A 19,186-nucleotide genomic window follows, 5' to 3' on the forward strand; every position below is an offset into this window, starting at 1 on the left:
TCCGGTTCAGGCGCCGGTCTTTTCGACCTGGCCGTATTCCAGATCGACCGGCGTCGGGCGGCCGAAGATGGACACCGCCACCCGCAGGCGGGCGTTGTCCTCGTCGACGCTTTCGACCTGGCCGTCGAAGCTGGCGAAGGGACCATCGACGACCTTGACGGTCTCGCCGATGTCGAAGCGGATGGTCGGCTTGGGACGTTCAACGCCCTCCTCCACCGCGCCGATGATGTTCTGAACCTCGCGTTCGGACACCGGCAGCGGCTTGGTGCCGCCGGCGGCGCCGAGGAAGCCGGTGACCTTCGGCGTGTTCTTGACCAGGTGATAGGCCTGATCGGTCATCTCCATCTTCACCAGCACATAGCCGGGGAAGAACTTGCGCTCGGCGTTGACCTTGCGGCCGCGACGGATCTCGACGACGTCCTCGGTCGGAACGAGGATCTCGGAGAAGTTCTCCTCCAGACCCTGCTGGCGGGCCTGCTCACGCAGCTGTTCGGCCACCTTCTTCTCGAAGTTCGAGTAGGCGTGGACGATGTACCACTTGTGGCGCGGGTTGGCGGCGGCGGCGGGCGCGGCGTCGGTCATCTCTGGCGTCTCCTCAGGCGCCGAAGCCGATGATCCACTGCGACACGACGGTCAGCAGCGCATCGACGATCCAGAAGAAGGCGGCGGCGAGCGCCACCATGATGAAGACCATCACCGAGGTGATCCAGGTCTCCTTGCGGCTGGGCCACACGATCTTGCGACCCTCGGCCCGGACCTGGCTGGCGAATTGCATCGGGGTCACGCGCGGCTTGGCCGTCGGCTGGTCGACCGAGACGGTGGGGCCTTGCGCGGGCTGGGGGCTGCCGGGACGGCGCCCGCCGGGTGTCTTCGCCTTCGCCATGAGCGTAAAGGGTCTCTCGAATGCTTGTCCTGTCGCCCCAGATGGGGATGGCCCGGCTATGGCGACAGAGGGATGGCAGGAGTTGAGGGACTCGAACCCACGACCCCCGGTTTTGGAGACCGGTGCTCTACCAACTGAGCTAAACTCCTAGGGCCCCGACGACCGATCGCACCTCGAGTCCCCTCGGGATGCGGCGAACGCCAGACGCGGGCCTATGCCCGACGTGCGGGGGCATTTCAAGGGCGAAGGCGGCTCAGCGGGGCCGCGTGCGCTTCGGGGGCCCCGGCGGCGTTCCGGCGGCGAGGGCCGCGACCACCGTCAGGATGCGGCTGCGGCGGGTCTCCGCCCTTTGGGCCGAACTGAGCATGTGGCTGGAGCCGCGACGCTGACCGGCGGTCATCCTCGACCAGGTGGTGGCGGCGGCCGGATCACGCGCGATGGCCTCGAGCAGGTCGTCGGGCGCATCCACGGCCTCCTGCGGCTCGATGCGGAACCGCACCTCCACCTCGTCGCCGACGCCGGCGTCGATGGCGCGCAGCGTCGTCTTGTTCAGCATCAGGTACCAGCGGCGGCGCACCGGCTGCCAGGCGCCGGTGACCGGCGCGTCGTTGATCTCGCCCGACATGCGCAGGCGCGGGTGCTCGTCGAACGGCAGTTCGGCCGCGAGGTCGTCGGGGAGGAAGACCACCGTATAGACCATGGTCCCAAGCGCATGCCGCTCGATCCGGCCGGTGAAGGCGTGGGGATAGAAATCCACCCCTTCGTCCCTCAGTCCTCGTACTGGGCCGCGACCGCCTGGGCCTCGTCCTCGGCGCGGACGATCTGCCTGAACAGCAGCTTGTCGATGCGCCGGTCGTCCATGTCGATGACCTCGACTTCGAACCGGCCGACCTGGAGAATCTCGCCCTCGTTCGGCACGCGCGACAGTTGGTGCAGCACCAGGCCGGCGACGGTGTGAAAGCCCTCGGTCTCGCCGAAGTCCTCCCCCAGGGCGTCGGCCAGGTCGTCGAGGTCGGTCTGGCCGTCCACGAGCCAGGACCCGTCCTCGCGCTCATGGATGTAGGCCTGGGCCTCGTCGTGGCCTTCGTTGAAGTCGCCGGCGATCATCTCCAGCAGGTCGGTCGCGGTGACGACGCCTTCGAAGGCGCCGAACTCATCGACGATGAAGGCCATGTGGACGCGCGAGCCCTTCATGATCTCCAGCGCCTTCAGCACCGAGGTCGACTGGGGGATGAAGGCGGGTTCGGCCACCAGCTTCTCGACATTGAACTCGCCGTTGTCGAGCAGGCTGTCGAGCAGGTCCTTCTTGTGGACGACGCCCAGCGGGTTATCGACGTCGTTCTCCTTGGCGACCACGATCCGCGAGTAGGGGCAGGTCCGGATCTCCTGACGGAGCTGCTCCTCGCTGTCGTCGAGCGCGATCCAGAAGACCTCGTGACGCGGCGTCATGGCCACGCGGACCGGGCGGTCGCCGAGCGTCAGGATCTCCTCGATCATGATCTGCTCCTCCGGCTCGATCAGGCCCGCGGAGGTCCCCTCGGCGAGGATGGTCTCAACCTCCTCCTGGGTGACGTCGGAACCGTCGCGGTCCTTCACGCCCATGACCTTGAGGATCGCGGACGTCGAGGCGGTCAGCAGCAGCACGAAGGGCTTCAGCACCTTGGCCACGACCGAGATCGGTCCCGCCGTCTTGGTGGCGATCGCCTCGGGGAAGATCAGCGCCAGCCGCTTGGGCACCAGCTCGCCGACGATCACCGACACATAGGTGATGAACACGACCACGATGGCGGTGGCGGTGGCTTCGGAATAGGGCGCGAAGGCCGGAAACGACGTCTCGATCATCCGGTCGAGCTCGCCGGCGATCGACGCCTGGCCGAAGGCGCCGGCCAGGATGCCGATCAGGGTGATGCCGACCTGGACGGCCGACAGGAACTGCGTCGGCTCCTCGGCGAGTCGCAGGGCCCGGCGCGCGCCGCGGTCGCCGCGTTCCGCGCGGCTTTGAAGCTTGGACTTGCGGGAGGACACGACCGCGAGCTCGGTCATGGCGAACAGGCCGTTCAGCACCACGAGGAGCAGTACGACGGCGATTGCGGCGGCTAACATCTAGGTGGGGGAAACCCGCGACGCGGCGCGACATTCGGCGTCCGCAGCGCGCATTCTAGGCGACGGGGCGCGCCCGCGCCACGGTTTCCTTCAGAGTGCGGCGGCGAACGCCGAGGCGCCCAGGAAGACGCCGATGAAGATGCCGATGCGAAGCGCGCGGAGCATGGGGTTACCGAAATCTTAACGAGCCCCTAATCCCTGCGATCCGCGAGGGGTTCCGGCAACCCGGCGCACCCGGCAGGCGAAGATCATCGCTCACGCCCGCTTTGAAAGGCGAGGAGCGGGTCTCTATATGGCCTGCCCTTCCCGCACCTTCGGACGACCATGGCCCGCATCCTCATCACCTCGGCGCTGCCCTACATCAACGGCATCAAGCACCTGGGGAACCTGGCGGGCTCGATGCTGCCGGCGGACGTCTGGGCCCGGTTCAAGCGGGCCCAGGGACATGAGGTGCTCTACGTCTGCGCGACCGACGAACACGGCACGCCGGCCGAGCTCGCGGCGGCCGCCGCCGGGCAGGACGTTCGGACCTACTGCGACGAGCAGCACCAGATCCAGAAGGCGGCCGGCGAGGCGTTCGGCCTGAGCTACGACTGGTTCGGCCGGTCCTCGAACGCGCCCAATCACCGGCTGACCCAGCACTTCGCCCGGGTGCTGGAGGGCAATGGCTTCATCGAGGAGCGGGTCGACCGGATGATCTATTCGATCGAGGACGCGCGGTTCCTGCCGGACCGCTACGTGGAGGGGACGTGCCCCCACTGCGCCTATCCCAAGGCGCGGGGCGACCAGTGCGACAACTGCGGCCGGCTGCTGGATCCCACCGACCTGATCGAGCCCTATTCGGCCGTGTCGGGCAGCCGGAACCTGGAGGTGCGCGACACGCGCCATCTCTATCTTCTGCAGACCAAGCTGGCGGACCGCATCCGCGACTGGGTCGGCTCCAAGAGCGACTGGCAGCCCCTCGCCCGGTCCATCGCCTACAAGCATCTGGACGAGGGCCTGATCGACCGAGGCATCACCCGCGACCTGAAGTGGGGCGTGCCGGTGGTCGGCGCCGACGGCGGCCCGCGTCCGGGGCTGGAGGGGAAGGTCTTCTACGTCTGGTTCGACGCCCCCATCGAATACATCGGCGCCACCCAGGAATGGGCCGAGGCCAGTGATGAGAATTGGGAGCGCTGGTGGCGTCTGGACCAAGGCGCGGACGACGTGCGCTACGTCCAGTTCATGGGCAAGGACAACGTCGCCTTCCACACGGTCAGCTTCCCCGCGACGATCCTCGGCTCGGGCGAGCCGTGGAAGACGGTCGACACGCTGAAGGCCTTCAACTGGCTGAACTGGTACGGCGGCAAGTTCTCGACCAGCCAGGGACGCGGCGTCTTCATGGACCAGGCGCTGGAGCTGCTGCCGGCGGATTACTGGCGCTGGTATCTGACGGCCTACGGGCCGGAGCACGCGGACGCCGCCTTCACCTGGGAGACCTTCCAGGGGGCGGTCAACAAGGACCTGGCCGACGTGCTGGGCAACTTCGTGAACCGCATCGTCAAGTTCGCGGAATCCAAGTTCGACGGCGTCGTGCCCGATGGCGGCGAGGCCGGGCCGGTGGAGGCGAAGCTGGAGGCCGACCTCCGCGCCGTGATGGCCGACGCCACGGCCCAGTTCGAGGCCATGGAGTTCAGGAAGGCCGCCCAGGCGCTGCGCGCCGCCTGGGTGCTGGGCAACGAATACCTGCAGGAGGCGGCGCCCTGGACGGCGCTGAAGACGGACTGGGACCGCGCGGCCGTCGGCGTCCGCACGGGCCTGAACCTGGTCGCCCTGTTCGCGCGGCTGGCGGCGCCGATCCTGCCGTTCACAGCCGGACGCATCGCCGCGACGGTGGGCGAGACGGACCTGTCCTGGCCCGGCGCGGACGAGGCCTGGCCGGCCGCCCTGCCCGCCGGCCGCGCTGTGCACGCCCCGGAGGTCCTGTTCAGGAAGATCGAGGACAGCCAGGTGGCGGAGTGGGCGGAGCGGTTCGGGGGGGCGGACGGCGACCGCTGATCGCCCCGGCCTGGCGCTCGCGGCGGCTTCGCCTTATTCTCGTCCCTTGGCCTTTCCGCGCCAAGGCGAGACCGGAAGGCGATCCCATGCACCACAAACGAGGACGCGCGCGCCGCCGAAGGGCGGGCTGCAAGCTGTGCAAGCCGTGGAAGATGAACGGCTGGCGCACCGAGCGCGAAGGCGGTGAGCGCTTCAGCGATCACGCCCGCCGCAGAGCCGCCGCCGAGGCCGAAAGGGCGGAACGGCTCGGCGGGGCGCAAGGCTGACCTTCGGGCCGCGAGGTGCTAAACTGACCAACAAGATGGTCAGGAGGCGGCCGTGACGTCGATCAATCTGGCGGACGCCAAGGCGCGGCTGAGCGAACTGATCGACCGCGCCCAGCGCGGCGAGGAGATCGAGATCACCCGGCGCGGCAAGCCGGTGGTGCGGCTCGCACCGGTGACGCCGGAGAAGAAGCGCATCGACGTCAAGGCTTTGCGGGCGTTGACGGAAGGGCAGCCGATGCAGCCGGAGGGCACCGGTGAATTCATGCGCAAGCTGCGTGACGACTATCGGTACTGATGATCTACGTCGATACGTCCGTGCTCGTCGCAGCCGTGACGCCCGAACCCGCAACTGAACGGGTGCAGGACTGGCTGGGGTCGCAAGCAGCCGGCGCTCTCGGCATCAGCGCCTGGGTGGAGGTGGAGTTCGCAGCCGCCCTTCGGTTCAAGGTCTCGACCAGGCAGATCACCGAGGTGCTCATGTCGTCGGCGCTGGCGCACTTCCGCTCCGAGCTCGTGCAAACCTTCACGACTTGGACGATCGAGCCCACCGACTTCGCCGCAGCGGCTGAGATCGCCGGATCACGATGGGCCAAGCTGAAGGGACCGGACGCCCTTCACCTCGCCGTCGCGCAGAGGCTTGAGGTTCCGATCCGTACGCTGGATCAGGGGCTCGCTCGTGCGGCGAAGGCCGCGGATCACCCCGTCGTATCGCCCTAAGCCTCAGCCCGCCGGCTGGACCTCCACCGGCGCCGGCGCGTCCGACGGGCGGGTGGGGGTCGGCGGGGCCGGGAGCTCGCTCTCCTCGCTGCGGACGCCCTTCATGTGCTTGGCGATTTCGTCGGCGGGAATCTCGAGGAAGCCCGGCGCGGAGGCGTTGTAGCTCTCGACGTTGCCGGTCCGCACGACCACCGAGCGGTAGCCGTCCCAGATCATGTGCAGCGCGACGTACAGGACGATGACCAGACCGACGTAGCCGATCCAGCGGTACCTGTTCAGGATCCGGGCGATGAAGGTGGCGGCCACGCCCATCAGGGCGATCGACAGCACCAGGCCGAAGACCATGATCCAGGGGTGCTCATGCGCGGCGCCCGCGACCGCCAGCACATTGTCGAGCGACATGGTCACGTCGGCGATCATGATCTGCAGCAGGGCGGCGCCGAAGGTCTTGCGCTTGATCCCCAGCTCCTCGGGCGAGGCGCCGCCGCCATGGTGCGCGGCGAGGGCGTGCTCCATCTCCTCGGTCGATTCGGCCTGGTCGTGGGTGGCGTGCTCGCGCAGCTCGCGCCACATCTTCCAGCACACCCAGAGGAGCAGGACGCCGCCCGCCAGCAGCAGGCCGACGATGGCCAGAAGCTGCACCGTGATCAGGGCGAAGCCGATCCGTAGCACCACCGCCGCGATCAGGCCGATCAGGATGGCCTTCTTGCGCTGCTCCGGCGCCAGGGCGGCGGCGGCGAGGCCGACCGCGACGGCGTTGTCGCCGGCCAGCACCAGGTCGATCATCAGCACCTGACCGAGCGCGGTCAGTTGCGAGGCGAATTCGGGCGAGGAGAGGAATTCCATAGCGCGCGCTCATAGACGCGGCGCGGGCGCTGTCCAACAGGGTTTTCGGTTCAGCCCTCGATTTCCACCACCTCGACGCGGGGGCCGTTGAGAACGAGGGCGATTTCGCCGCGTTTCAGCTTCAGCGCGTCCTCGCCGAAGATCTGCCGCCGCCAGCCCTTGAGCGCGTCGACGTCCGCGTCGTCGGTGACGGCGATCTTCTCCAGGTCGGACACTGTGGCGATCAGCTTGGAGGCGACGCCGGCGTTGTCGCTCTTGGCCTTCAGCAGGACCTTCAGCAGTTCGACCACGGACGGCGGCGCCGGCTGGTTGTGGCGGGGGCGCTCGAGTTTCGGCGCATGGGCCTCGGGATCCGCCAGCACCCGCTTCAGCTCTTCGGTCAGATCGAGCCCGAGCCGGGAGGCGCCGAAGCCCTTCGAGACCGAGCGCAGGCGGTTGAAGGCGTCGGGATCCGTCGGCCCCTGGGTGGCGATCTCGTCGATCGCCTCGTCCTTGAGGATGCGGCCGCGCGGCTGGTCACGCTCCTGGGCCGCGCGCTCGCGCCACACGGCGGCGGCCACGAAGGCGGCGAGATACTTCGGCGTGAAGCGCTTGGGCTTCAGCCGCTTCCAGGCGTTGTCCGGATTGGTGTCGTAGAGCGCCGGATCGGTCAGATCGGCCATCTCGGCCATCACCCAGTCCAGCCGACCCTCCTTGCGAAGCCGTTCGCGCAGCTTGGGGTAGAGGGCCGCGAGATGGGTCACGTCGCCGAGCGCATAGGTCAGCTGGGCGTCCGACAGGGGACGACGCGCCCAGTCGGTGAAGCGGCTGCCCTTGTCGACCTCGACCTTGATCATCTGGCGCACGAGCGAGTCGTAGGCGACCTGCTCGCCGAAACCGGCCGCCATGGCCGCGACCTGGGTGTCGAACAGGGGCTTGGGCATGGCGCCGAGCCGCACGAAGATCTCCACGTCCTGTCGACACGCATGGAACACCTTGACGATGTTCGGGTCCCGCAGGAGGTCAAGGAAGGGCTCGAGGTTCAGGCCCTCGGCCATGGGATCGATGATGCCCGCGTGTTCCGTCGAGGCCGCCTGGATCAGGCAGAGCCTGGGCCAGTAGGTGGTCTCGCGCATGAACTCCGTATCGACGGCGATGAAGGGGGCCTTGGCCAGTTCAGCGCAGAACGCGACGAGCGCCTCGTCGGTGGTGATCGTCTTCATTCGGATGCTATAGCCCCGTCGAGCGCCGTCGTGGCAAGAGGCCCGTCGGATTTCCGCCGCATGATTCCGGACCGCGACCGATGAGCGACACCCCCGCACGCCCCGCCCACGGCCTGACCTACGCCGACGCGGGCGTGGACATCGACGCCGGCGAGATGCTGGTGGACGCGATCAAGCCGCTGGCGAAATCCACCGCGCGCCCGGGCTCGACGCCGTCGCTGGGCGGATTCGGGGCCCTGTTCGACCTGAAGGCGGCGGGGTTCGAGGATCCGTTGATCGTCTCGACCACCGACGGCGTCGGCACCAAGCTGAAGATCGCCATCGACACGGGGCGGCACGACGGGGTCGGCGTCGATCTGGTGGCCATGTGCGTCAACGACCTGCTGGCCCAGGGCGCGGAGCCGCTGCTGTTCCTCGACTATTTCGCCACCGGCAAGCTGGACGTGGACGCCGCGCGCCGGGTCATCGCCGGCATCGCCGAGGGCTGTCGCCAGGCGGGCTGCGCGCTCGTCGGCGGCGAGACGGCCGAGATGCCGGGCATGTACGCGGGCGGCGACTATGACCTGGCGGGCTTCTCGCTGGGCGCGGTCGAGCGGGGCCACGCCCTGCCCTATCTGGATCGTCAGGCGGCGGGCGACGTGGTGATCGGCCTGGCGTCGTCGGGCCCGCACTCCAACGGCTATTCGCTGATCCGGCGCGTGGTCGAGGCGTCGGGCCTTGGCTGGGGCGACGACGCGCCCTTCGCCAAGGACCGGTCGCTGGCGCAGGCGCTGATGACGCCGACGCGCATCTATGTGAAGCCGGTGCTGCCGCTGATGAAGGCGGGTCTGGTCAAGGGCGCGGCGCACATCACCGGCGGCGGCCTGATCGAGAACCCGCCGCGCTGCGTCGCCGAGGGGCTGAAGGCCGTGTTCGACTGGGAGGCCTGGCCCATGCCGCCGGTGTTCCAGTGGCTGGCCGAGACCGGCGGGATCGACGCCCATGAAATGCGCCGGACCTTCAACTGCGGCGTCGGGTTCATCCTGATCGTCGCGCCGGAGAACGCCGAGCCGGTGCTGGCGGCCCTGCTGAACGCGGGCGAGGCCGCCTTCGTCTGCGGCCAGCTCGAGGTCGCCTGACACGCCTAGGAGAGGATCGCCGCATGAACCGTCTGCTGATCGCCGCCCTGTACTCTGTGAGCCTGTCCAGCCTGGCGCTGCCCGCCGCCGCCCAGACGGCGGCCGCGCCGGAACAGCCGCTGGTGCATCGCCTGACCTCGCAGGTGTCGGCGGAGCGGCTCAGGGCCGACGTGACGGCCATGGTGGGCTTCGGCACGCGCCACACCCTGTCGGAGACCGAAAGCGACACGCGCGGCGTCGGCGCGGCTCGCCGCTGGGTCCAGCGCCAGTTCGAGACCATCAGCCGTGACTGCGGCGGCTGCCTGACCGTCGATACGCCCTCTGACGTGGTCATCGCCCCGCCGCGCATCCCCAATCCCACCGAGGTGGTCAGCGTCATCGCCGTGCAGCGCGGCACAGCGGATCCGGACCGGGTGATCCTGATCTCGGGGCACCTGGATTCGCGCGTCAGCGACGTGATGAACTTCACCGACGACGCGCCGGGGGCCAACGACGACGCCTCGGGCGTGGCCGCCCTGATCGAGGCGGCGCGGGTGCTGTCGAAGGAGCGGTTCCCCGCGACGCTCGTCTACGCCGCCCTGACCGGCGAGGAGCAGGGCCTGCACGGCGCGCGGATCGTCGCCGACTACGCCCGGGCGCGCGGCTGGGACGTCATCAACCTGAACAACGACATGGTCGGCAACGTCGAGGGCCAGAGCGGCGTCGTCGACACCACGCGCATCCGCGTCTTCGCCGAGGGCACCCGCACGGTGGAGACTCCGGAGCAGGCCAATCGGCGGCGCTACAACGGCGGCGAGGTCGACAGCCCGTCGCGCAACCTGGCCCGCTTCATCGACTCGGTCGCCGACCGTTACCTGACCAACTTCGACGTCGAGGTGATCTATCGCACCGACCGATTCAGCCGGGGCGGCGACCAGGTCGAATTCCTGCGGGCCGGCTATCCGGCGGTGCGCATCACCGAGGGCGCCGAGAACTACGACCGCCAGCACCAGGACCTGCGGACCGAGAACGGCCGCGTCTACGGCGACACCCTGGACGGGGTGAACTGGGCCTATCTGGCCCAGGCGACGCGGCTCAACATCGCCACGATGGCGGCCCTGGCCAAGGCCCCCCGGGCACCGTCGGGCGTCACCCTGTCGGGGGCGGTGACGGCTGACACGACCCTGACGTGGGAGCCGGTTCCGGGCGCGGTCGGGTATCGGGTGTGGTGGCGCGCCACCACCGCGCCGGACTGGACCCACCATCGCGATGCCGGCGCGGCGACGACCCTGACGCTGCCGGGCGTGGTCATCGACGACTACTTCTTCGGCGTGTCCGCCATCGGCGAGGGCGGCTGGGAGAGCCCCGTGGTGTTCCCGGGCGACCCCGGCTCCTTCTACGCCCCCGAACCGGCTCCGGATGCGGACTGAGCCGGTCCCGGTCGCCGTCCTGATCTCGGGCGGCGGGTCGAACATGGCGGCGCTGATCGAGGCCGCCCGCGCGCCCGACTGTCCCTACCGGGTGGCGCTGGCGCTCTCGAACCGGCCGGACGCCCGCGGACTGGAGCGGGCGCGGGCGCTGGGCGTGAACGCCGAGGCGATCGATCACCGGCCCTTCGGCAAGGACCGCGAGGCCCATGAGCGGGAGATCGACGGCCGACTGCGCGCCCACGGCGTCGAGGTGGTGGCGCTGGCCGGCTACATGCGGGTGTTGACGCCCTGGCTGTGCGAGCGCTGGTCGGGGCGCATGCTCAACATCCATCCGTCGCTGCTCCCGCGCCATCCGGGTCTGGACACGCATGCGCGCGCGATCGCGGCGGGCGACGCGGAGGCGGGCTGTACGGTGCATCTCGTGACCGCCGGCGTGGACGAGGGCCCGATCCTGGCCCAGTCGCGCGTGCCCATCCTCGCGGGCGATACGGCGGAGGCGCTCGCGGCGCGGGTGCTGGAGGCCGAGCACAGCCTCTATCCGAGCGCGCTGGCCGCGTTCGTATCCCGATTGTCGGATCAGGGCTGAGGGCCCGGGTGGTCGCGCCCGAGCCCCGCCCGCCGCTTACTTGTCGGGCTTCGTCGCCGCACCGGCGACGGCGCCCACGGCGGCGCCCGCGACGGTCGCGCCGGTGTTGCCGCCGATGGCCTGGCCGGCCGCGGCGCCGGCGACGGCGCCCGTGGCGGCGCGTTGCTCCACCGTCGTGCCGCAGGCGGCCAGCAGGGCGGCGGCGCCGATCAGCGGCGTGAACTTCAGAACGGTCTTCATGGCGTCGTCTCCAGTTTCAGGACGGCGCTGAAAACGGAAAGGCCCGCGACCGGGTTCCGGGCGCGGGCCTCGATGTCACAGGCGTGGGCCGATCGTCAGCCGACGATCTGGTCCTCGGTGAAGAACTGCTCGATCTCGATCTTGGCGTTCTCCAGGCTATCGGAGCCGTGGACGGAGTTCTCGCCGATCGACAGGGCGAACTGCTTGCGGATCGTGCCCTCGGCGGCCTGTTCCGGGTTCGTCGCGCCCATGACTTCGCGGTAGCGGGCCACGGCGTTCTCGCCTTCCAGCACCTGGACCACGACCGGCTCGGCGGTCATCTGCTCGACCAGCTCGCCGTAGAAGGGGCGCTCGGCGTGGACGGCGTAGAACGTCTTGGCCTGGTCGGTCGTCAGCTTGACGCGGCGCTGGGCGACGATGCGCAGGCCGGCGTCCTCGATCACGGCGTTGATCTTGCCGGTCAGGTTGCGGCGGGTGGCGTCCGGCTTGATGATCGAGAAGGTGCGTTCGGTCATGGATGACTTCTTGGGTGGGAGTTTGAAGGTCGCGGGCTTATAGACGCGGCCTCCCCCGTTTCCAAGGCGTCCCTCGCGCCGGCGGCCCGGCCGCGCGGTTTCGAGACAGACCCCGAGTTCAGACCCGTCCTTTCGATGCTTCAGATCACCAACTTGACCTACAACGCCTGGGGCCGGGCCTTTCTCGATAACGCCTCCGTCAGCCTGCCGCCGGGCGCCAAGGTCGGGCTGGTCGGCCGCAACGGCATCGGCAAGTCGACCCTGTTCAAGCTGATCCTGGGCGAGCTCCAGGCCGGGGGCGACGAGATCACCCTGCCCAAGACCGCGCGCGTCGGCTCGGTGGACCAGGAGCATCCGGCGACCCCGGTCAGCGTGCTTGAGACCATCCTGGAGGCCGACGTCGAGCGGCACACGCTGATGACCCGGCTGGAGACCGCAGAGCCGGAGGAGATGGGCGAGATCTGGGCCCGGCTGATCGAGATCGACGCCGAGGCGGCGCCCGCCAAGGCGTCCGAGATCCTGGTCGGCCTGGGCTTCAGCCAGGAGGACCTGCACCGGCCGATGGCGCACTTCTCGGGCGGCTGGCGGATGCGGGTGGCGCTGGCCGCCGCCCTGTTCGCGGAGCCGGACATGCTGTTGCTGGACGAGCCGACCAACTACCTCGATCTGGAAGGCGCGCTGTGGCTGGAGGCGCGGCTGAAGAAGTACCCGGCGACGGCGCTGATCATCAGCCACGACCGGGAGCTGTTGAACGGGGTCTGCACCCACATCCTGCACCTGTCGAACCGGAAGCTCGACCTCTACACCGGCGACTACGACACCTTCGAGCGGACGCGGGCGGAGAAGCTGCGCCTGCTGGAGGCCAACAAGGTCAAGCAGGACGCCGAGCGGGCGCACCTGCAGAAGTTCATCGACCGCTTCAAGGCCAAGGCGTCCAAGGCCGCCCAGGCGCAATCTCGGGTCAAGCGACTGGAGAAGATGCAACGCATCGAGCTGCCGCCTGAGGAGCGGGTCGCGCCCTTCGTGCTGCCGTCGCCGGAGAAGCCCCTGCCCCCGCCGCTGATCCGGCTGGAGAAGGCCAACGTCGGCTATGAGCCCGGCAAGCCGATCCTGAAGAACCTGAACCTCAGGATGGATCTGGACGACCGAATCGGGCTGTTGGGCGTCAACGGGGCGGGCAAGTCGACCTTCGCCAAGTTGATCGCGCGGGCGCTGACGATTGAGTCCGGGGAGTTCCACCGCGACGGCAAGATGCGGGTCGGCTGGTTCCACCAGCACCAGATCGAGGCGATGGATCCAGAGGATACGCCGCTGCAGATCATCCGCCGCGCCATGCCGGACGCCTCGGAGTCCAGCCGCCGCTCGCGCCTGGCGCAGTTCGGCCTGCCGTTCGAGAAGCAAGAGACCAAGGTGGCGGCCCTGTCGGGCGGCGAGCGGGCGCGGCTCCTGCTGAACCTGGTGGCGATGGACGCGCCCCACATCCTGATCCTGGACGAGCCGACCAACCACCTGGACATCGACAGCCGCGGCGCGCTGCTGGATGCGCTGAACCAGTACACCGGGGCGGTGATCCTGATCACCCACGACCGGTCGCTGATGGAGCTGGTCGCGGACCGACTGTGGCTTGCGGCCGACGGCACGGTGAAGCCGTTCGACGGGGACATGGACGACTACGCGCGCTTCGTGCTGGAGCGCGCGAAACAGGGCGCGAAGCCCGGACAGCTGCGGGATGCGCCGGCGGAGCCGGAACCGCCGGCGGCGGCGCCTTCGCCGCCGACGCCCGCCGCGAAGGGCAAGGGGCCGTCCGCCTCGACCCTGCGCCATGCGGCGAAACGGGCCGAGGCGCGGATGGCCGAGCTGACGGCCGAGATCGCGACACTGGATCAGGCCCTGGCCAAGGCCGCGGTCGACGATCCCGGCAAGCTGGCGGACCTGTCGCGCCGGCGCGCGGCGGCGCAGGAGGCGCTGGACGCCGCCGAGGCGGAGTGGCTGGACGCGGAGGAGGCCCTGGCGCAGGTGGCGTGAGGCGCTGGGCTCAGCCGCAGTCCACGCTCTCGATAACGCCGGTCGCCTCGTTGAAGCGGACGTTCAGCCGGTCCGGCCGATAGTCCCGCGTCGTCGGGCAGGTGGTGCAGACCACCCGCACGGGCGCGTCGCGTGGGAAGGTCACGGCGCCGACGTGGCTGCCGATCAGGGAGCGGGCGGCGTCGGCGTCGCAGCGCCAGGGCTCGGGACCGCCGGGCGCGGGCGTTTCGAGCGGCGCGCAGGCCGAGAGGAAAGCGCCGGCCGTCGCGAGGAGGATCAGCCGCATTTGACCTGCTCCACCCGGCCCGTGTCCTGATTGTAGAGGATGTTCAGGCGCCCGGGATTGTAGTCCATCGTCACCGGGCAGGTGGTGCAGGTCACCCGCCAGGTCGCGCCGGCGGGGGTCTGCGGGACCTCGGACCGAGGACGGCCGACCAGATAGGCGTACCGCGCCGCTGGACAGGCCTGGGCGTCGCCGCCCGCGTCGAGGATGGTCTCGGTCGGCGTCGGCGCGCAGGCGGCGGCCGCCAGCAGCAGAGGCGCGATCAGCACGGACTTCATCGGGAACTCCCTCATCCGCAGCGGACCTCGGTCACGAGGCCGGTCTGCTGGTCATAGAAGATGTTGAGCCGGTACGGCGAATAATCCTCCGTCACCGGGCATGTGGTGCAGGCGACGCGCCGGTTGATGACGTCCACCGGCACCGGGATCTCGGTCCTCGAACGCCCGACCAGCCACTGAAGCTCCCCGGCCTTGCAGATGTCGGTGTCCAGCGTCGGCAGGCGGCTGCCGACGGGCGGGTTCGCGGCGGCGTCGGCGACGATCGCCGGGGCCGGGCCGGTGGCGACGGGCGGCGTCGAGCGTGTCGCCTCGCCCCCGCCGCAGGCCGAGAGCGCCGCGACACAGGCCATCAGGCCGCCTTTTCCCAGCGCCCCTCGGGCGACTGGCGCCAGTAGGCCAGCGCCTCGCCGCGATCCTTGAGGCTCTTCCAGCGCGCGCGCGCCGCGCTGAGCGCCGTCTCGTCGCGACCGTCGAAGATGATGAAGCAACGTTCGAAATCCCTCGTCTCGCCCAACTCAGCGCCGTCGAGAATGAACAGCGCCTGAGCGCCGTTCAGGTTCTCGCCGGATTCGGTCAGAAGGATGGGCTGGCGCGCGGCGTGGGGCGCCTCGGCGCGCCCGTGCGCCAGGAAGCTGTCGTCGCGCCAGGTCCAGAGCAGGGGATCGACCTGGTCCAGACGCCCGGCCGGCGCCTTGACCAGCGACCGCCAGCCCCGCTCGCGGGCCTTGTCGAGGAGGCCCGGCAGGACCTCCTCAAGGCTGGATCGTTCGAGGTGGTAGAACCAGATTTCCAAGGCGAGGCGGTTCAGTTCGACTCGTACGAGTCCCGCACCATCTGGTCGAGCAGGCGGACGCCGAAGCCGACCGGTCCGTCCGGCACGGTGGGGCGCTGGCTGTCCTTGACCCAGGCGGTCGGGGCGATGTCGAGGTGCGCCCAGGGCGTGTTCTCGATGAACCGCTGCAGGAACAGGGCGGCGGTGATGGAACCGCCGTCCCGTCCGGCGGAGTTGCGCATGTCCGCCTGCTTGGAGTCCATGATCTTGTCGTACTGGGGGGGCATCGGCATGCGCCAGACGTTCTCGCCCACCTTGCCCGAGGCGGCCAGGATGTTGGCCGAGAGCTCGTCGTCGTTGGAGAACAGGCCCGCGTAATCGAGGCCCAGGGCGATGATCATGGCGCCGGTCAGGGTGGCCAGATCGACGATGGCCCGGGGCTTGAAGTGCGTCTGCACGTACCAGAGGGCGTCGGCCAGGACGAGGCGGCCCTCGGCGTCGGTGTTGATCACCTCGACCGTCTGGCCGGAGGCGGACACCACGATGTCGCCCGGACGCTGGGCGTTTCCGTCGGGCATGTTCTCGACCAGGCCGAGGACGCCGACCGCGTTGACCTTGGCCTTGCGGCCCGCCAGCGCGTGCATCAGCCCGGCGACGGCCCCCGCGCCGCCCATGTCCCAGATCATGTCCTCCATGCCCTGGGCGGGCTTGATGGAGATGCCGCCGGTGTCGAAACAGACGCCCTTGCCGACGAAGGCGATGGGGGCCTCGCCCGCCGCGCCGCCGTCCCAGCGGATCACCGCCAGCTGGCTCTCGCGCACGCTGCCCTGGCCGACGCCCAGCAGCAGACGCATGCCCAGCTTCTCCATCTCGGCCTCGCCGAGGATCTCGACCTTCAGGCCCAGGGGCTCCAACGCCTTGACCCGGCGGGCGAACTCGGCCGGGTAGAGCACATTGGCCGGCTCGGCCACGAGGTCGCGCGAGAAGTGGATCGCCTCGGCCACGGCGTGCATGGGACCATGGGCGGCCCGAGCCGCCTCGACGTCGGACGTCACGATCCGAACCGTCGTCACCGACGGCCGCTTCTCGGGCTTCTGCCTGGTCAGGTACTTGTCGAAGCGATAGGCGCCCAACTCGACGGCGAAGGCCGCCCGCGCGGCCTGTTCCGGCGACAGATGCGAGACGTCGAGCGCCAGCGTCGTCGCGCCGGAGGTCTTCACCGCCTGATAGGCCTGGGCCGCCGCCGTCTCCAGCGCCAGATCATCGAAGCCGTCGGCCTTGCCCGCCCCGACCAGCAGCACATGGCCCGCCTCGACGCCCTGGACCGCCAAGGCCGAGAGCGTGCTGCGGGCGCCGCCCGTGAAGCGGCTGGCGCCGATCGCCCGCGTCAGCGCGCCGCCCGAACCCGAATCGATGTCGGCGGCGCGGCCGGTCAGACCGGCCCCATCGTGCACGAGCAGGGCAAGTACCTCGGCGGATCCGGCGTCGGCGGCGAACTCGATGGTGATCAAGGGTGACTCCAGCCCGGCTGCGGTCCGGGATTGCTACAGACAAGAAAGTGAGTGCGAACGGGGCGCTGTCGGCCCGCACGCGATGTGTTACATGCGCCGCTCCGTCCGCGACCGCAACCTCGCCGGACGGTCGATGTCCATCGCTCGCCCCCCGCCGCATGACCCTCATCCAGCGATATCTGCAGCGCCAGCTGACGATGCCGATCCTGGCGGCGGTGGGATCGCTGGCGGCCATCGGCCTGCTGAGTCAGAGCCTGGACCAGCTGGAGATCATCGTCGAACGCGGCCAGAGCCTGTGGGTGATGATCAAGCTGACGCTGCTGGCCATGCCGCAGCTCATCTCGGTGATCCTGCCGATCGGCGTCTTCGTCGGGGCGCTGGTCGCGCTGACGCGGCTGCAGCGGGAGCAGGAGCTCACGGCGGCCTTCGCCGGCGGGCTGACGCGGTGGCAGGCGCTGCGCCCGGCCCTGCGCATCGCTGTCGCGGCCGTGGTCGTCGGCTTGATCTCCAACGTCTGGCTGCAACCCTGGGCCCAGCGCGAGGCGCGGGACACGACCTTCGCGATCCGCACCGACCTCGCGGCGCTGCTGGTCGAGGAGGGCCGCTTTGTCCAGGGGCCCGACGGGATCACCGTCTATGTCCAGCAGATCGAGCAGAACGGCCTGCTCAGGAACCTGTTCATCTATCTGCAGCGTGGCGACAACGTCACCACCTGGGACGCCCAGGAGGCGCGCTTCTCGCGCATCGACGGCGCGCCGGTGCTGACCCTCGTCGGCGGCTCGATGCAGCGCTATGCCTCGAACGGGGTGCTGACCTTCCTGTCGTTCGACCGCTACTCCTTCGACCTGTCGCCCTTCGTGCCGGAGGACCAGACGGTCCAGTACAGGGCGTCCGACCTGTGGCTGACGCAGCTGTTCGCGCCGAGCCCGGCGCTGATCGAATCGGCGGGGCCCCGCCCTGAGCTGGCCGCGGAGGGCCATTCCCGCCTGGCCTCTCCGCTCTACGCCCTGACGGCCATGGCGCTGGCCCTGTCGTCGATCCTCGGGGGGGCCTTCAGCCGCACCGGTTACGGCCTCAGGATCGCGAAGGCGGCGGGGGTGTTCCTGGTGGTCCGCGTGGTCGGCTACGGCCTGGTGGCCGCCTCGGTCTGGAGCCCCTGGCTCAACGTCCTACAGTACGCGCTTCCGCTCGCGGTGGCCGCACTGGCCGTTCGCGTGCTGTTCCTGCAGCTCAAGCCCAGACCCTCCCGCCTCCGGCTGAGGCTTCGGAGGGCGACGGCATGATGGCGTCCCTCAGCTGGCGGCCCGGCCGCGTCGAACGCTACATCCTGATCCAGACCGCCAGGGCGCTGGGCGTGGCCCTGGCGGTGATCGGCGGCCTAGTGATGCTGATCGACTATGTCGAGATCAGCCGCACGCTCGGATCCGAGGCCGAGCTGTCGGGCGCCCGCCTGTTCGGCCTGATGCTGGTCAAGTCGCCGGCGGTGATCCTGCAGCTCCTGCCGTTCGTCTTTCTGTTCGGGACCCTGGGCGCCTATGTCGGCCTGAACCGGCGCAGCGAGCTGATCGCCATGCGGGCGGCGGGGCTGTCAGCCTGGCGCTTCGTGGCGCCCTCGGCGGTCCTCGCCTTCGTGGTCGGGGTGCTGACGGTCACCGCGCTTGGGCCGTTGGCCGCCTCTGCCGACGGCCTGTGGCAGCGGGAGCGGGGGCGCATCAGCGGCTCCGCGCCCGGCGAGCGCCAGGAGGCCATCTGGCTCCGCGAGGGCGACGATCAGCGGCAGGTCATCATTCGCGCGGAACGGCAGGACCGGGCGGCCGGTCGCCTGATGGACGTCGCCTTCTTCATCTATGCGGTCGGGCCGGACGGCGCGCGCAGCTTCGCCGAACGCATCGACGCCGACTCGGCCAGCCTGTCGGCCGGACGCTGGCGGCTGGTGGACGCGGTCGGGGCCCAGGTCGGGCAGCGCGCCGTCGCCTACGACACGCTGGACCTGCCCTCCTCCCTCGCCGACGAGGAAGCCTTCGAGCGATTCGCCCGGCCCCAGTCGACGCCGTTCTGGTCCCTGACGCGGCAGATCCAGCGGATCGAGGACGCGGGCTTCTCCTCCACAGCCTACCGGCTGCGTCTGCACCAGGAGCTGTCGCTGCCGCTGACCTTCGCCGCCATGGCGATCCTGGCGGCCGCCTTCTCGCTCAGGCTGATGCGGCTGGGCGACCTGGCGCGGATGAGCGCGACGGCGGTGGTGCTCGGGTTCGGCTTCTTCTTCCTGAACCAGTTCTCGGCGGCGCTAGGGTCGGCGGAGGTCGTGGCCCCGTTCGTCGCCGCCTGGCTTCCGCCGGTCCTGACGGCGCTCGCCGCCTTGACCTTGCTCATCTATACCGAAGACGGCTAGGGC

General features: G+C 69.7%; 23 protein-coding genes and 1 tRNA gene. 10 read left to right on the plus strand and 14 right to left on the minus strand.

The annotated features are described in order from the left end of the window. Positions 1–6: 6 nt before the first annotated feature. From nusG to ACFFGE_RS10825, 5 genes are all read right to left on the minus strand, one after another. Entirely contained in the window at positions 7–582 is a 576-nt protein-coding gene (gene nusG / locus ACFFGE_RS10805) for a transcription termination/antitermination protein NusG (protein ID WP_376836405.1), read from the minus strand. Positions 583–595: 13 nt separating this feature from the next. Then, positions 596–883 (minus strand): preprotein translocase subunit SecE, encoded by a 288-nt coding sequence (gene secE, locus ACFFGE_RS10810; protein WP_376836407.1) that lies wholly within the window; start codon positions 881–883, stop codon positions 596–598. A gap of 73 nt (positions 884–956) precedes the next feature. After that, positions 957–1,032, minus strand: a tRNA-Trp gene (locus tag ACFFGE_RS10815). A 104-nt stretch (positions 1,033–1,136) separates the two neighbouring features. After that, entirely contained in the window at positions 1,137–1,640 is a 504-nt protein-coding gene (locus ACFFGE_RS10820; protein ID WP_376836409.1) for a YdeI/OmpD-associated family protein, read from the minus strand. Between the two features lie 11 nt (positions 1,641–1,651). Then, positions 1,652–2,986 carry a hemolysin family protein gene (locus tag ACFFGE_RS10825; protein ID WP_376836411.1) on the minus strand — a complete coding sequence of 445 codons (1,335 nt, stop codon included), beginning with the start codon at positions 2,984–2,986 and terminating at the stop codon, positions 1,652–1,654. Positions 2,987–3,310: 324 nt separating this feature from the next. Between ACFFGE_RS10825 and metG the strand changes: the two genes are divergently transcribed. The 4 genes from metG (at position 3,311) to ACFFGE_RS10845 (ending at position 6,006) form a co-directional block, all read left to right on the plus strand. After that, positions 3,311–5,023, plus strand: a complete 1,713-nt coding sequence (gene metG / locus ACFFGE_RS10830; protein ID WP_376836413.1) for a methionine--tRNA ligase — start codon at positions 3,311–3,313, stop codon at positions 5,021–5,023. 86 nt (positions 5,024–5,109) lie between these two features. Next, the gene (locus ACFFGE_RS10835; protein WP_376836415.1) at positions 5,110–5,289 is read left to right on the plus strand and encodes a hypothetical protein; all 180 of its coding nucleotides are present in this window, start codon (positions 5,110–5,112) and stop codon (positions 5,287–5,289) included. A gap of 52 nt (positions 5,290–5,341) precedes the next feature. Then, entirely contained in the window at positions 5,342–5,584 is a 243-nt protein-coding gene (locus ACFFGE_RS10840; RefSeq protein WP_376836417.1) for a type II toxin-antitoxin system Phd/YefM family antitoxin, read from the plus strand. Continuing rightward, positions 5,584–6,006 carry a type II toxin-antitoxin system VapC family toxin gene (locus ACFFGE_RS10845; protein WP_376836418.1) on the plus strand — a complete coding sequence of 141 codons (423 nt, stop codon included), beginning with the start codon at positions 5,584–5,586 and terminating at the stop codon, positions 6,004–6,006. Before ACFFGE_RS10840 ends, ACFFGE_RS10845 begins: the two co-directional genes overlap by 1 nt. Before the next feature lie 3 nt (positions 6,007–6,009). Here the strand turns inward: ACFFGE_RS10845 and ACFFGE_RS10850 are convergent, their stop codons facing one another. After that, entirely contained in the window at positions 6,010–6,852 is an 843-nt protein-coding gene (locus ACFFGE_RS10850; RefSeq protein ID WP_376836419.1) for a TerC family protein, read from the minus strand. Positions 6,853–6,902: 50 nt separating this feature from the next. After that, a complete protein-coding gene (rnd, locus tag ACFFGE_RS10855) occupies positions 6,903–8,054 on the minus strand; it encodes a ribonuclease D (RefSeq protein WP_376836420.1) in 1,152 nt (383 codons plus the stop codon). Positions 8,055–8,134: 80 nt separating this feature from the next. On the opposite strand from rnd, the gene purM reads away from it, so the two are divergent. Genes purM through purN form a run of 3 tightly spaced genes read left to right on the plus strand, consistent with a single transcriptional unit; the run spans position 8,135 to position 11,167 of the window. Continuing rightward, on the plus strand, positions 8,135–9,172 hold the full coding sequence (purM, locus tag ACFFGE_RS10860; protein ID WP_376836421.1) for a phosphoribosylformylglycinamidine cyclo-ligase: 1,038 nt from the start codon (positions 8,135–8,137) through the stop codon (positions 9,170–9,172). Between the two features lie 23 nt (positions 9,173–9,195). Beyond that, positions 9,196–10,581, plus strand: coding sequence for a M28 family metallopeptidase (locus tag ACFFGE_RS10865; RefSeq protein WP_376836422.1), 1,386 nt, complete (start codon positions 9,196–9,198; stop codon positions 10,579–10,581). Further along, positions 10,571–11,167 carry a phosphoribosylglycinamide formyltransferase gene (gene purN / locus ACFFGE_RS10870; protein ID WP_376836423.1) on the plus strand — a complete coding sequence of 199 codons (597 nt, stop codon included), beginning with the start codon at positions 10,571–10,573 and terminating at the stop codon, positions 11,165–11,167. Before ACFFGE_RS10865 ends, purN begins: the two co-directional genes overlap by 11 nt. 36 nt (positions 11,168–11,203) lie before the next feature. Here purN and ACFFGE_RS10875 read toward each other — a convergent pair whose 3' ends face one another. Together ACFFGE_RS10875 and ndk are read right to left on the minus strand one after the other, a co-directional pair. Further along, a complete protein-coding gene (locus ACFFGE_RS10875) occupies positions 11,204–11,407 on the minus strand; it encodes a YMGG-like glycine zipper-containing protein (protein WP_376836424.1) in 204 nt (67 codons plus the stop codon). A 95-nt stretch (positions 11,408–11,502) separates the two neighbouring features. Continuing rightward, complete coding sequence (gene ndk / locus ACFFGE_RS10880; protein WP_376836425.1) at positions 11,503–11,922, minus strand: nucleoside-diphosphate kinase; 420 nt, start codon at positions 11,920–11,922, stop codon at positions 11,503–11,505. 135 nt (positions 11,923–12,057) lie between these two features. Here ndk and ACFFGE_RS10885 point away from each other — a divergent pair, with 135 nt between their 5' ends. Beyond that, positions 12,058–13,947, plus strand: a complete 1,890-nt coding sequence (locus tag ACFFGE_RS10885) for an ABC-F family ATP-binding cassette domain-containing protein (RefSeq protein WP_376836426.1) — start codon at positions 12,058–12,060, stop codon at positions 13,945–13,947. A gap of 10 nt (positions 13,948–13,957) precedes the next feature. On the opposite strand, the gene ACFFGE_RS10890 is transcribed toward ACFFGE_RS10885, so the two are convergent. Genes ACFFGE_RS10890 through ACFFGE_RS10910 form a run of 5 tightly spaced genes read right to left on the minus strand, consistent with a single transcriptional unit; the run spans position 13,958 to position 16,788 of the window. Then, the gene (locus tag ACFFGE_RS10890; protein ID WP_376836427.1) at positions 13,958–14,233 is read right to left on the minus strand and encodes a hemolysin; all 276 of its coding nucleotides are present in this window, start codon (positions 14,231–14,233) and stop codon (positions 13,958–13,960) included. Continuing rightward, complete coding sequence (locus ACFFGE_RS10895; protein ID WP_376836428.1) at positions 14,224–14,508, minus strand: I78 family peptidase inhibitor; 285 nt, start codon at positions 14,506–14,508, stop codon at positions 14,224–14,226. Before ACFFGE_RS10895 ends, ACFFGE_RS10890 begins: the two co-directional genes overlap by 10 nt. Positions 14,509–14,519: 11 nt before the next feature. Next, on the minus strand, positions 14,520–14,858 hold the full coding sequence (locus tag ACFFGE_RS10900; RefSeq protein WP_376836429.1) for a hypothetical protein: 339 nt from the start codon (positions 14,856–14,858) through the stop codon (positions 14,520–14,522). After that, positions 14,858–15,301 (minus strand): DNA polymerase III subunit chi, encoded by a 444-nt coding sequence (locus ACFFGE_RS10905; RefSeq protein WP_376836430.1) that lies wholly within the window; start codon positions 15,299–15,301, stop codon positions 14,858–14,860. The genes ACFFGE_RS10900 and ACFFGE_RS10905 overlap by 1 nt, the downstream gene beginning before the upstream one ends. 11 nt (positions 15,302–15,312) lie before the next feature. Further along, the gene (locus ACFFGE_RS10910) at positions 15,313–16,788 is read right to left on the minus strand and encodes a leucyl aminopeptidase (RefSeq protein ID WP_376836729.1); all 1,476 of its coding nucleotides are present in this window, start codon (positions 16,786–16,788) and stop codon (positions 15,313–15,315) included. A gap of 161 nt (positions 16,789–16,949) precedes the next feature. Here ACFFGE_RS10910 and ACFFGE_RS10915 point away from each other — a divergent pair, with 161 nt between their 5' ends. Both ACFFGE_RS10915 and lptG read left to right on the plus strand, forming a co-directional pair. Next, entirely contained in the window at positions 16,950–18,074 is a 1,125-nt protein-coding gene (locus ACFFGE_RS10915) for an LptF/LptG family permease (protein ID WP_376836431.1), read from the plus strand. Then, on the plus strand, positions 18,071–19,183 hold the full coding sequence (lptG, locus tag ACFFGE_RS10920; RefSeq protein WP_376836432.1) for an LPS export ABC transporter permease LptG: 1,113 nt from the start codon (positions 18,071–18,073) through the stop codon (positions 19,181–19,183). Before ACFFGE_RS10915 ends, lptG begins: the two co-directional genes overlap by 4 nt. Positions 19,184–19,186: the final 3 nt, after the last annotated feature.

This window comes from Brevundimonas balnearis (assembly GCF_042434805.1).
In the GTDB taxonomy this organism is placed as follows: Bacteria; Pseudomonadota; Alphaproteobacteria; order Caulobacterales; family Caulobacteraceae; genus Brevundimonas; species Brevundimonas balnearis.

Bases quoted from the DNA above. Each gene is read 5' to 3' on its own strand.
- nusG (WP_376836405.1), bottom strand. From the start codon at position 582: ATGACCGACGCCGCGCCCGCCGCCGCCGCCAACCCGCGCCACAAGTGG.
- secE (WP_376836407.1), bottom strand. From the start codon at position 883: ATGGCGAAGGCGAAGACACCCGGCGGGCGCCGTCCCGGCAGCCCCCAG.
- ACFFGE_RS10825 (WP_376836411.1), bottom strand. From the start codon at position 2,986: ATGTTAGCCGCCGCAATCGCCGTCGTACTGCTCCTCGTGGTGCTGAAC.
- metG (WP_376836413.1), top strand. From the start codon at position 3,311: ATGGCCCGCATCCTCATCACCTCGGCGCTGCCCTACATCAACGGCATC.
- ACFFGE_RS10835 (WP_376836415.1), top strand. From the start codon at position 5,110: ATGCACCACAAACGAGGACGCGCGCGCCGCCGAAGGGCGGGCTGCAAG.
- ACFFGE_RS10845 (WP_376836418.1), top strand. From the start codon at position 5,584: ATGATCTACGTCGATACGTCCGTGCTCGTCGCAGCCGTGACGCCCGAA.
- ACFFGE_RS10850 (WP_376836419.1), bottom strand. From the start codon at position 6,852: ATGGAATTCCTCTCCTCGCCCGAATTCGCCTCGCAACTGACCGCGCTC.
- rnd (WP_376836420.1), bottom strand. From the start codon at position 8,054: ATGAAGACGATCACCACCGACGAGGCGCTCGTCGCGTTCTGCGCTGAA.
- purM (WP_376836421.1), top strand. From the start codon at position 8,135: ATGAGCGACACCCCCGCACGCCCCGCCCACGGCCTGACCTACGCCGAC.
- ACFFGE_RS10865 (WP_376836422.1), top strand. From the start codon at position 9,196: ATGAACCGTCTGCTGATCGCCGCCCTGTACTCTGTGAGCCTGTCCAGC.
- purN (WP_376836423.1), top strand. From the start codon at position 10,571: ATGCGGACTGAGCCGGTCCCGGTCGCCGTCCTGATCTCGGGCGGCGGG.
- ACFFGE_RS10875 (WP_376836424.1), bottom strand. From the start codon at position 11,407: ATGAAGACCGTTCTGAAGTTCACGCCGCTGATCGGCGCCGCCGCCCTG.
- ndk (WP_376836425.1), bottom strand. From the start codon at position 11,922: ATGACCGAACGCACCTTCTCGATCATCAAGCCGGACGCCACCCGCCGC.
- ACFFGE_RS10885 (WP_376836426.1), top strand. From the start codon at position 12,058: ATGCTTCAGATCACCAACTTGACCTACAACGCCTGGGGCCGGGCCTTT.
- ACFFGE_RS10890 (WP_376836427.1), bottom strand. From the start codon at position 14,233: ATGCGGCTGATCCTCCTCGCGACGGCCGGCGCTTTCCTCTCGGCCTGC.
- ACFFGE_RS10895 (WP_376836428.1), bottom strand. From the start codon at position 14,508: ATGAAGTCCGTGCTGATCGCGCCTCTGCTGCTGGCGGCCGCCGCCTGC.
- ACFFGE_RS10900 (WP_376836429.1), bottom strand. From the start codon at position 14,858: ATGGCCTGTGTCGCGGCGCTCTCGGCCTGCGGCGGGGGCGAGGCGACA.
- ACFFGE_RS10915 (WP_376836431.1), top strand. From the start codon at position 16,950: ATGACCCTCATCCAGCGATATCTGCAGCGCCAGCTGACGATGCCGATC.
- lptG (WP_376836432.1), top strand. From the start codon at position 18,071: ATGATGGCGTCCCTCAGCTGGCGGCCCGGCCGCGTCGAACGCTACATC.